Annotated in this window: 12 protein-coding genes; 1 reads left to right on the top strand and 11 read right to left on the bottom strand. The window is 55.0% G+C overall.

The annotated features are described in order from the left end of the window. The 11 genes from RE6C_RS03835 to RE6C_RS03785 all read right to left on the bottom strand — a co-directional run. Positions 1 to 392: methyltransferase domain-containing protein (locus tag RE6C_RS03835; RefSeq protein WP_008654034.1), on the bottom strand; the 392-nt coding region annotated here is incomplete at its 3' end. A gap of 41 nt (positions 393 to 433) precedes the next feature. Beyond that, positions 434 to 1,186, bottom strand: coding sequence for an ABC transporter ATP-binding protein (locus RE6C_RS03830; protein WP_008654032.1), 753 nt, complete (start codon positions 1,184 to 1,186; stop codon positions 434 to 436). Continuing rightward, entirely contained in the window at positions 1,183 to 2,394 is a 1,212-nt protein-coding gene (locus RE6C_RS03825; protein WP_008654030.1) for an ABC transporter permease, read from the bottom strand. Before RE6C_RS03825 ends, RE6C_RS03830 begins: the two co-directional genes overlap by 4 nt. A gap of 13 nt (positions 2,395 to 2,407) precedes the next feature. Further along, positions 2,408 to 3,553, bottom strand: a complete 1,146-nt coding sequence (locus RE6C_RS03820; protein WP_039961123.1) for an efflux RND transporter periplasmic adaptor subunit — start codon at positions 3,551 to 3,553, stop codon at positions 2,408 to 2,410. Between the two features lie 241 nt (positions 3,554 to 3,794). Next, a complete protein-coding gene (locus RE6C_RS03815; protein WP_039961122.1) occupies positions 3,795 to 5,003 on the bottom strand; it encodes an FAD-dependent oxidoreductase in 1,209 nt (402 codons plus the stop codon). Beyond that, a complete protein-coding gene (locus tag RE6C_RS03810; protein WP_144054649.1) occupies positions 5,003 to 5,539 on the bottom strand; it encodes a rhodanese-like domain-containing protein in 537 nt (178 codons plus the stop codon). Before RE6C_RS03810 ends, RE6C_RS03815 begins: the two co-directional genes overlap by 1 nt. 155 nt (positions 5,540 to 5,694) lie before the next feature. Next, positions 5,695 to 6,393, bottom strand: coding sequence for a c-type heme family protein (locus tag RE6C_RS03805; RefSeq protein ID WP_081605554.1), 699 nt, complete (start codon positions 6,391 to 6,393; stop codon positions 5,695 to 5,697). A 20-nt stretch (positions 6,394 to 6,413) separates the two neighbouring features. Next, entirely contained in the window at positions 6,414 to 7,007 is a 594-nt protein-coding gene (locus RE6C_RS03800; RefSeq protein ID WP_039961126.1) for a methyltransferase domain-containing protein, read from the bottom strand. A gap of 52 nt (positions 7,008 to 7,059) precedes the next feature. Further along, positions 7,060 to 8,169 (bottom strand): DsrE family protein, encoded by a 1,110-nt coding sequence (locus RE6C_RS03795; protein ID WP_039961124.1) that lies wholly within the window; start codon positions 8,167 to 8,169, stop codon positions 7,060 to 7,062. Between the two features lie 367 nt (positions 8,170 to 8,536). Further along, on the bottom strand, positions 8,537 to 8,731 hold the full coding sequence (locus RE6C_RS03790; RefSeq protein WP_144054648.1) for a rhodanese-like domain-containing protein: 195 nt from the start codon (positions 8,729 to 8,731) through the stop codon (positions 8,537 to 8,539). Between the two features lie 122 nt (positions 8,732 to 8,853). Further along, positions 8,854 to 9,207: an ArsR/SmtB family transcription factor gene (locus RE6C_RS03785; protein WP_008654013.1), complete on the bottom strand. Its 354-nt coding sequence runs from the start codon at positions 9,205 to 9,207 to the stop codon at positions 8,854 to 8,856. 207 nt (positions 9,208 to 9,414) lie between these two features. Between RE6C_RS03785 and RE6C_RS03780 the strand changes: the two genes are divergently transcribed. After that, positions 9,415 to 10,410, top strand: a complete 996-nt coding sequence (locus RE6C_RS03780) for a methyl-accepting chemotaxis protein (protein ID WP_008654012.1) — start codon at positions 9,415 to 9,417, stop codon at positions 10,408 to 10,410. The last annotated feature ends 82 nt before the right edge of the window (positions 10,411 to 10,492 follow it).

Genomic DNA, 10,492 nt, shown 5'->3' with positions numbered 1-10,492 from the left:
TTTTCGATGCCGTCGGCCGTGGCACGCTTGGCAATGTGTTGCAGGAATTTCGGTGCAATATCGACGCTGTATACCCAACCGTCCCAACCGGTTCGCTTGGCAAACAAGCGGCTATAAAAACCGGTGCCGGCACCCACATCGGCGATCCGCTGGCCTGGCTTGATATCACACGCTTTCAACACCTCGTCACGAGCCGCATAGACCTCGCGGCTTTCGACCTCGAAGCGGTCCAGCCATTCATCGACGTTCAGGTCAGGGTCTTTGAACTTGTCGTTGATGCCTTCGGGGACAGGCGGCGCGGTGACTGCAGTCGCGGTTGAGTCTTGTCCTATCGCTGGCAGGCCAAATGCGATCGTGAGGCAGGCGATGGCAATCGAAAATGTGAGTTTCATTGGATGTCGTCCATTGGTGAGTACTGGATTTTTGTAACGTGTTAAAAATTGGCGTCTTGGTTCAGGTCGCGGAAGTCGTCAAGGCTGTTCCCCAGTTGCTTCGTAATGATTCCGTCTTCCATTTCGTATGTGGTGTCGAAGACGTCGAGTGAGCGATGATCGTGGGTCACAACGATGACCGCCGAACCTTGCTCGTGAGCAACCTTGGCAAACAACTCCATGACCTGGCGGCCACGATGACCATCCAACGCAGCAGTCGGTTCATCCGCCAGAATCACGCTGGGCCGATTGGCGAGCGCCCGCGCCACCGCAACACGCTGTTGTTGGCCACCGGACAACATCGAGGGCAGGTTGTCGGCACGATCGGCGACGCCGAGATAGTCCATCAGTTCGAGTGCTCGGGTTCGAGACGTACGCCTCGACATGCCACCCAATTGCATCGCGATCTGGACGTTTTCGATCGCAGACAAAAACGGTATCAGATTCGATTTCTGAAAGACGTAACCAATGTGTTGACGACGAAAGGATCGCAGATTGACTCGGGCGGTTTCGCCGTCGAGAACGGGGGTGCCACCAATCGCGATCGTCCCCGCATTGGGCGGATTGATCAAACCGATGGCCGTCAGAAACGTCGACTTACCGCTGCCGCTGGGACCGAGCAACGCGACGATCTCGCCAGACGCAACGGTCATCGAAGCGTCCTGCATCGCCATCACTTCGGTATTCCCGCTGCCGTACCGTTTGCTCAGTTTTGTGGCGACAATCGCTGGCGGCGGCGGTGCTGATTCGCTCATGTCAGCGCCTCGTTGGGAGAGACTTGCAACGCCTTCCAGATCCCCATCAGGCTGGAACCGACCGAGATGATGACGACGACCACCGCGAGCTGGACTAAGTCCGCGTTGGCTAGGATCACCCGGCGGGGAAAGTGAGGGAACAGTTGACTGCCGAGCAAATACGCGATGGCATATCCGACCACGCCGAGCACGATCGCCTGCTGCAAGATCAAGCCAAGGATGACGGCGTTGGACGCACCGATCAATTTCAATAGTGCAATGGAGTGGATTTTGTCGAGCGTGAGTGTGTAGAGAATCAACGCCATGATGATGGCCGCGATCGCCGTCAACAGAACTCGAAACATACCGATCTGGCGACGTGCTTTCTCGACCGTCCCACGCAGCAGCAGTTCTTTTTGTCCCTCGCTGGTGAAGACAGACACATCGCCCCAGCCGGAGATAATGGACTTGACGGTTTCGACATTGCTGCCAGGCGACAGCTTGACCATCACTGCACTAATTTGAGAGCTTGCGACGGCGGGAAGTTGCGAAGTTGGTCGGGAGGCATTTTCCAACAGCGACGGTTGCCGGGCGATCAAGTCATTCGCCTCGCCGCGTGACTCTCTGGCTGCACGTTCCAAACGAACCGCTTCACCCGGGCTGTCGAACTGAATCGCCTGAGCGTCGGCGGCGGTGAAGAATGCCAGGCCATCGCCGCTCGCACTGATCATGCTGCCGGTGATTCCGACGACCGTGAACGTTTCTTTACCAAGTTTGACTTTCTCACCAAGCTTCATCTGAAGCGACCGGTCAGCCACCATCTCGTAGTGAGCCTTTCGCAGCGAACGGCCGGCCACCAGCGGTAACCAATCACCTTGATCGGTGGGCCAGTCCAGCCCTAGAACGGCGATCCGCAACGGCTTGCCGAATCGTTCACGCTGAATCGTGTGATAAATGAATTCTCGGGAAGACCGCACACCGGGCACCGCGGCCACTCGATGAACCAACGTCGGCGGGACACGCGATAGTTCCGCGAACGGCCCACGCGTTTCGCGCTGGACCACCCACAGATCCGCGTCCACTCGCTCGACCAGCAACGTCGCGTCTTCGATGATGCCGCGGTAGATCCCCCCCATGCCCATCACGATCATCAGCAGCATTCCAATGCCGATTGCTGTCAACACGAAGCGGCCAAGGTTGTGTTGGATGTCTTTGAATGCCAGATTCATCGAATCACCACGCTCATTGCATCACCACCCGGCGTTGATCCGTGAGTGCTCCACCTGTCGAAGCCGGCATCAGCAACCGATCGCCCGCTTCGATACCGTCGGACGCACCAATCGCTTCGTCCGTGTCGATTCCGAGCGTGACCGGTCGCCAATTCGCGATGCCATCTTGGTAAACAAAGACGCCATCCTGTCCGTTCTGGCGAACCAAGAACGATTTGGGGATCAACGGAACCTCAGCGGGTTCTCCGACCGTGACGTAGGCTTCGGCGCGCTGGCCGACGGCCCAGTTCTTCGGCAGTTCCAAGACACGAACATCGACGATGAATTCGCGAGTCTCTCGATCCGCTTCCCGACCGAGCCTAGCAACTTCCGCGGGAAACGATCGTTCCGGTTCGGAGCGAAAAACCACGCGAGCTGCCTGACCAGCTTTCAGCTTGGACATTTCCGTTTCGTCCACCCATGCACTGATCCATAACTCCTTGGTCGAAATCAGCGTCAGCACTGAACTTCCGGGTACCACCACGTCGCCCGATTCGCGGCTCCGCTTGACGACCATGCCATCGAATGGTGCGACGATGATCGTGTCGCTCAGTCGGGCTTGTTGGTATTGCAGATTCTTTTCCGCTGACACCAATCCCTTTTGACCTTCGTTGATTCCTGCTTCGGCGCGGGAGACATCGGCGACAGCAACACCCAGTGCTTCGGCAGCTTGGTCGAGATCGCCTTGGCTAGTTGCATCACGACTAGCGAGCTGTTCGATTCGCTTGAAATTCTTTTCCGCTTGCGTCAACACCACGACGGCACGTTGTTTGTCGGCACTCAATCGTTCGATGGCCGCTTGAGCCGCTTCAACGTTTGCTTGTGCGATGGCAACTTGTTGATTCAGTTCGCTGCTGTCCAACCGGACCAATTCATCGCCAGCTACGACGGCATCTCCCTGGTCGGTCAACAACGCTTCAATGCGGCCAGAAATCTTTGGGCTCACCGCTGCCGACACGCGAGCTTCCAGCGTACCGGTCCCCATCACTTCGGCAACGACGCTGCCGAGCCGAACTTGATGACTAACAACCGGCACCGGCTTGAATCGAAACCAATAAATTCCACCTCCGACCAAGGCGGCGACGAAAATGAGTTTAACTAGTTTGGACAAGTGTCTCATTGGTTGGCCTCGGTCTCAGAAACGAATTTGACCGCCGAGATGCTAGGTAAGAGACGAATGGCGACGCTCATGACACACTGGTCGTTCCGATCCGACACAGGGCATATCAAAGTGATCGTTTCCTCCTCTGCATCCACAAATCTCGCTTTGGAAAAACCAAGCCTCAAGAGCGATTGATTGACTCGGTCACGAAGATTTGAGACATCCTCGCTTAAGGTTTGTTGTGGCATCGGTTTCGCAGTCATGTTTTGGTAGCTTGGCTCGACGGCTGATGGTTGCTTTGAAACTCACTGATAAAGCGTTTGTCGATCCAGGTCTTGAGGTGCCAACACCAGCGAGCGTGTGCGGTAACCAACCCGTATTGCAGAAAAGCTTTACCGTCGCCGGTATTAAGTAGCTTCAGGAAATCGGATTGAGGCTCGAATGTTTTCATCGAACGACCGTCGAAGAATGCGTGCAAATTGTGCCATAGGATTGGGCACTGCCGGACGGCGTAGACGCCGGCTTTGGGCGACGGTGACTGAAGAATCGTTCCCGAATCACCGACAGCGAACACTCGCGAATCGGAAAGCGATTGCAGTGTCGGAGAGGTTGCGATGAAACCGCGGTCGTCGGTTTCCAGCCCAAGTTTGCCGAGCACCGGTGGAGCTGCCGCACCGGTTGCCCAGATCACGACATCAGCTTCGTGGTGGCTACCGTCCTCGGTCACGATGAAATCGTCACCGACTCCGGTCACGCGACGGCAGGGCGTGATGCGGATATTTCGCGACCTCAGGATTTGTTCGATGCGATTCACGCTTCGGGGCTTCATGCCTTCGGCGACGGTCTCGCTGCTCGTGAAAATCTCAATGGTAAAATCGCGAACGATTTTCTGTTTCTCGCATTGTTGATGCAGACACAACGCAATCTCAACGCTCGCCACTCCGCCACCAACGACCACAATTCTCTTGGTAGCGGAACTCGTCAAGGGTTTCGAGTTGTCGGTGTGGTGACCGAAAGTCTCGACGACTTCCGCTACAGGATCCGTCTGTAGAGTCGCTGCCAGACGTTGCAGAAATGTCTGCATCGGTTTGATCGGGACCAACGACTTCGCATCTTGGTGATCGTCCCAACCAGCGGGCATCGAACCGACGCCGATTGACAGAGCGCTAAACGAAATGGATTCGTGACTCTCGAAATGCAACTGCCCGGCATCGAGATCGAGTCCACTTGTCTCGGCCAAAATAAGTTCGGCACCGGACCGCTGACAAAGATCGGCCAAGTCGATTCGCATCTCGTCATCGTCAAACTGCAGCCCAAGCGTCCCCGGCAACATTCCTGAGTACGTTGCAGTGGGAAATTTGCTGATGCAAATCAGCCTGCAATCCTCGATCGGATCGGTTTCCCATCGTTTGACAATGTGAGCATTGGTGTGGCCGATGCCCAATAAGACGAGATTTCTTTGTGACACTACTTCGTCACCTGTTCGTACTTAGATGGAACGCGATAGCGATCACTGTAGGTGTGAACGCGATTGGTCGGCTCGCCCTTCATCGTGACCAGTGGCAAGCCGGCATCGACCCACTTCAGGATGCTGCCTTGGTAATTCTTGACCTTCAATCCATCCTTGGCCAACTGTTTGGCGTACGCGCCGCTGCGTCCGCCGACGGTGCAGTAGGGGATGACCAAACGGCCGGCGTACTGGGTGCGGTTCTTCTCAAACTGAGCTTTCGTGATCGCACCCGGAATCACCGACACGTTGACCTCGGCATCACTGCGAACATCCACGACCACGAAGTCTGCTTGCGGAACTCTTGAGCCAGACTCTTTCGCTTTTGCTTCTGCTTTGCGTTGATCGCCCAGCATCTTGACCAGTGCCGCCGTCTCAATGGTTTCAACCTTCGGACCGCCGCCGAATAGACCACCGAGCTGTGCGGACGCGTTGTCGGGACTTGCCAAAACGATCGTGATGGCAACAAGCATAGGAATGAATAGTTTTGCAGTCATTGTTTTCCAAGCGATCAGATTTGGGAGAAGCGAATGCGTAGGGGAAGTCGTTCAGATGTTCGGCCATCAAGAGTCGAAACTCTTGACAAGTTCCGTAAGCATCGAGGAAACGATAGGTGCCGCGTTCCGGTATGCCAGACATTGTTCCAATGGTCCTACCCACCGGGCATTTCGATCCAAAACCAACCTCGCAAGTCGCCCTCATTGAAGCCAGTCGCTTCGTCGGCAGGATAGAGTTTTGCAAGTTGGTCCTGAATGACCGGAGCGATTTGATCCTTGGGACCGTGGCACATTAAGCAATGAGCCTGCAGTTTGATCGGCAGCAAGGCTGCGGCGTCCTCGTTGTCCAGCACAACAAACTGCGGCGTGTCAGTCTCGTTGTCGGTCAGCGATTTCGCCCAAACCGGTGGCTCGTTGTTTTGGTTTCGTAAACGAACACCCGTCCGACCAATCCGCAGGTTGTGTTCAGTGCTGACCTCATCGGCGATTTGCGGAGCTTCCTGCTGACAGACGCTGATCGCGGCGGCGGGACCTTGGCCGCCCATTGCTTTCATCAACCGACCGGAAAGTCTGGTGAACAACGCCTCTTTCGCAGCCAGCATGGCTTGCTTCTGCGCCTCGGAAGGTGTTTGCCCCTCCACAATCACGCGGCTTGATTCGGTCGAATCCGCCGGTTGACTTGCGATTGGTCCCGACTCTTTGCGGCAGCCCGCTGCTGTGACGATCAGAAGCAACGCCGCAACCGAAATGAGCGACCGTTTAATAGCGAACTTCAACCTTCCTCCGGGATGATGAATCAAAACGGGATGACCACCAGTGCGGAAAAGCTTTCTCAAACATGCGTTCAATTGCATCGTTGAATCCTTGAATTTCATCATGTTTCGGTCCGATGAAGTAGGCAGCCCAATTCGTGCATCCCGGTTGGATGCTCGACGCGAACTGGGCCGTCATTCCATTGCCACGTTGGCTCTGCGAAGAGTTCACGCATCGAAGGCAAATCGCACGAGAACGGTGGCGCGTGGTATTGTCCGCTTTGCATGAACAAGGCGAACAGCTTGCCGTGCGGCCGGAGCCAACAGGCAAGCAATTGTTGATAGGTTTGCCATTGGCTCGGGTCGATCGCACACAGGCAAGTCTGCTCGTAGATCGCATCGAACGAGTCCGGTTCACAGAACGCGAACAAGTCCGATTGGACAACGTTGGCGTTCAAGCCTCGACGTCGCAGTTCGAGTTTCAAATGCTCGACCGCCGTGGCGGCAAAGTCGATCGCGGTGACATCAAAGCCGGCTTCTGCAAGTGCGATCGCTTCGTGCCCGCGACCACAACCCGGTATCAGGATTCGGCAAGGGCGTAACTTGCCTTCTTCCACCCAAGTCATCATCGCCGGGCTGGCTCCGCCGCGGTCCCAGCCCGTTTTGCCAGCGACGTACCGGTCCTGCCATCCATTTTGTGATAGATCACTTTTCACGACGCGACAGGACCGACACCTCTCACGCATTTCATCCGACAACGCAGCCATTTCACTTCCCTAGTGGAACGTAGGCGTAACCGTCGCTTTGAAGATTGACGATCGAAGTTAGCGCAGAAACTGCCGTTTCGATGAAGACGGCGACATCCTCCGGCTTTTCACCCAGTGAAATGAGTGACTGGCCGCAGACATACAGTTCAACGTTCGCTTCGTGCAGTTGTTGAAGTAATGCCAGATTAGGATTCCCTTCGGTGTTGAACTTAGTCGCATACGCATCCGGATTCAGAACGGTCAGAGTTGCATCCCCGTGGAAGACAACCGCAATGGTAACGTCGGCAGGTTCGGCTCCGGCACCGGCGTAGATGTTGACGTACTTGGCGACCTTCTGAAGTCCCGCATTGACTTTGCCCGCGTCTCCACCTCGGGTGAGGTCAACGACAATCTTCGAGTCGTTTCGTGGTTGCTGTATGGCCTCCGGCATTTGGACCACTTCACCGTGCCCAGCGATCACCGGATTGGAGGGCGTGAGTTTGGATGCGGCGTCCTTGCCCGGTACCGCATGATTCTTCATCGCTTCGGCGAATCCGCGTTCGACAAATCCTGATACCACCTTCGCGTGTGCCTTGATCAACTTGGCGACGTAAGGATCGTCGGATGTTTCTGTGACGCGAACCCCGTTCTCGGTGTCCTCGTGCAACATTTTGATCTTGTCCGTGTGTTGGAAAAGTTCAGCGAACAGCGGATCACGCATCCGAATCGGATTCGTATTTTCGATCCGATACTCCATCCACTCGACGTGTTCCTTGATCTTGTCCGCTACGTCGCTGTCGGTGGATTCGGTCAGTGTCTCGACGCCGTTGGGAAGTTCTTTGACCGTTCGCTTGATCTTCTGGTGATTCTGTAACAAAAACTGAAACACGTCGTGGTCGGCATCGTGGCGGTCATCATGACCATGCTGCTGACTGCCCTGTTCCCCCCCGCGACCCTGGCCGATGCCACGGCCTCGGCCCATGCCGCGACCACGTCCCATTCCTTGGCCGGGCCCCATGCCTCGGCCGAATCCTTGACCTTGACCGCGTCGTGGTGAGTCTTGCGACCAAGACGGCTGGGCAATCAACAGGCACAGTAAGCTGGCCGTGGCGAAAAGATTGAAACGATTCATAATGGTTGATCTTTCAAAACAGAGTTCAAAGTGGGAAGGATCGTTCAACGGGATTCGATCAGCTGCCGAATAGCTGGACATCGATAATATGGAATCGCGACGATGCGGAACGGCGTTCCGCGAAGCTTGCAGAAATTCATTTACAAAACGTAAGAAGGCCAAACGATTGACGGAGTCATCCGGAACGCCTTTTGCCTACAGCTCCACCAAAGTGGCGTCGTCCAATTGGTTGTGACTTCAATTCAAAAATGTTTTAACTCTCTGCTGGACCGAACATGCGTGTGGCGCTTGACGATGATTCCTTCAAGTCGTTGAGCAAGTGGACCGCAACTGCATTCTGGTCCAAGGCATTGCATCTTCATCTCGGTTAAACACACTTCGAACACTGATCCGACGATTCCATTGGAAGGCCTCGCTCGCCAAACTGGGAGGCTTCCAACCCATCGAGCGGCACGTTCACACCCCCATCTAAATGAACCTCCCGGTACTCCGCCGGCATCCGTAGGTCGACGTTTTCTCGGCTCATCTTGTTGGCCAACTGATTGACTGGAACGGTTTGCATGAACACCTCCTTTGCTTTTTGTATCCCCAGGGACACAGCCTGTGACCTCGAAAGGTCGCCATGCGACGATATGTTACAGCAAAAAACAACTGTGCCCCCTCGGATGAACAAGACTCAGTTGCTCAAGACAGAAACCTTCCCTCAATACACGCCATTAACTTTTCCAAATGCGGTTCGGCGACTTGATAGTACACCTTTCGGCCTTCTCGCTCACTGGTCAGAAACCCGCATCGCTGGAGCAAACGCAAGTGATCCGACCCGACGTTGTCCTGGATCCCACAATCCTCCGCTAATTCGCCGACGGTATAACGCCCGTGCAACAACAATTGCACGATTCGAAGTCGAACCGGGTGCGCAAGCGTCTTTAAACATTCCGCCGCTTGCGCAAAGTCGGCGACTGTCCCACGTGGTTTCGCGGCGGTCTTCTTCGACAACGTCCGCTTACTGGACTTCTGGGTGATGGTTTTGGCAGACATAAAAATCCTTTGGCTAACCCACACAACATATCGTCACATTGCGAGCTGTCAACTAGTCGATTTTGTTTCGACTGCCGATTTTAATGGTTTTGCGGAGTTGCTGGCGTCTCTTTTCGTGCTGCAAGTACGGCTGCACACCCGTAAAACCCAATTTCTATGCAACACTTCACTTATATGAATCCGGAAAACTGAGCTTTAGGCAGCCTGATGTTGACCATCAACGAAGACGACGACAAAGCAGCGGACGCGCACGCATTGGTGGCGATTTTGCGTGACGAAAACGTGCGGCTGAAACAAGCATTGGCAGCAATTCAGGCCAACTTGGCGAAATCGGTCGAGTTAAACACAGTCAACGTCGAGAACTGCCAGGAGATCGAATCCAACTGCACGGAACTGGCTGAAGATTCTGACGCGATTGACCGGGACACGAACGCTTTTAGCGAAGCCGTCGCCGAGATCCGTTCGGTGGTCGAGGCCAACGATGAACAGCTCAAAACGATGACCTCTTTTGTGACTTTCATCACTGAGATTGCTTCGCAAACGAAACTACTCGCGCTAAACGCAACGATCGAAGCGGCACGGGCGGGTGAAGCCGGAGCCGGTTTCTCAGTTGTCGCTCAAGAAGTCAAGAACTTATCAACGGAGACTCAATCGGCCGTCGAAAAGATTCGTCGGTCAATTGAGACGATCACCGAAAACTCATCGACAGTCTCTCAGCGGATGCGTGACCTGGACGATCGGGGAAACGAGATTTCGCAAACGGTCACTGCCCTGAACACGAAGGTCCAGAACACGCGAGCCATGAACGCCAAATCGACGCGGCAGATCGTTGGTGCGAACGATACTGTGTTCATGAGTCTGGCAAAGCTCGATCACGTTGTTTGGAAAGTCAACACTTACCTCAGCGTCATCGACGGTCAGCCTGCATTTGACTACGTCGATCACCACAACTGTCGTTTGGGCAAATGGTATGAGGGAGGTGATGGGAAACGCTCCTTCGCGGAAGTCCCGTCGTTCCAAGGCCTAGAATCGCCGCACGCTCTGGTTCACCAAGCAACCAGTGAGATCTTTGCGCTGCTCGACTCGGATGTCTCCCCTGCCGATCCAACGGTGCGGTCCTCCATCGAAGAAATGGAACGAGGCAGTGACGAAGTATTCGATCGACTCGATCGCATTTTGAATGAGAAAAGCATGTCTCTCTAGAACATTCGCTCGTTCAACCGGAGCAATTTGTGTAGACCAAATCGGCTTTGCCAACCGCGTCCGCAACGAACACTCCACTGAG

The sequence above is a fragment of the Rhodopirellula europaea 6C genome (assembly GCF_000338295.1).
Taxonomy (GTDB): domain Bacteria; phylum Planctomycetota; class Planctomycetia; order Pirellulales; family Pirellulaceae; genus Rhodopirellula; species Rhodopirellula europaea.
This window is presented reverse-complemented; position numbering and strand designations above follow the sequence as displayed.

What these genes read in the sequence shown, in the direction of transcription:
- RE6C_RS03830 (WP_008654032.1), bottom strand. Translation starts at nt 1,186, where the DNA reads ATGAGCGAATCAGCACCGCCGCCGCCAGCGATTGTCGCCACAAAACTG.
- RE6C_RS03825 (WP_008654030.1), bottom strand. Translation starts at nt 2,394, where the DNA reads ATGAATCTGGCATTCAAAGACATCCAACACAACCTTGGCCGCTTCGTG.
- RE6C_RS03820 (WP_039961123.1), bottom strand. Translation starts at nt 3,553, where the DNA reads ATGAGACACTTGTCCAAACTAGTTAAACTCATTTTCGTCGCCGCCTTG.
- RE6C_RS03810 (WP_144054649.1), bottom strand. Translation starts at nt 5,539, where the DNA reads ATGACTGCAAAACTATTCATTCCTATGCTTGTTGCCATCACGATCGTT.
- RE6C_RS03805 (WP_081605554.1), bottom strand. Translation starts at nt 6,393, where the DNA reads ATGCAATTGAACGCATGTTTGAGAAAGCTTTTCCGCACTGGTGGTCAT.
- RE6C_RS03795 (WP_039961124.1), bottom strand. Translation starts at nt 8,169, where the DNA reads ATGAATCGTTTCAATCTTTTCGCCACGGCCAGCTTACTGTGCCTGTTG.
- RE6C_RS03790 (WP_144054648.1), bottom strand. Translation starts at nt 8,731, where the DNA reads ATGCAAACCGTTCCAGTCAATCAGTTGGCCAACAAGATGAGCCGAGAA.
- RE6C_RS03785 (WP_008654013.1), bottom strand. Translation starts at nt 9,207, where the DNA reads ATGTCTGCCAAAACCATCACCCAGAAGTCCAGTAAGCGGACGTTGTCG.
- RE6C_RS03780 (WP_008654012.1), top strand. Translation starts at nt 9,415, where the DNA reads ATGTTGACCATCAACGAAGACGACGACAAAGCAGCGGACGCGCACGCA.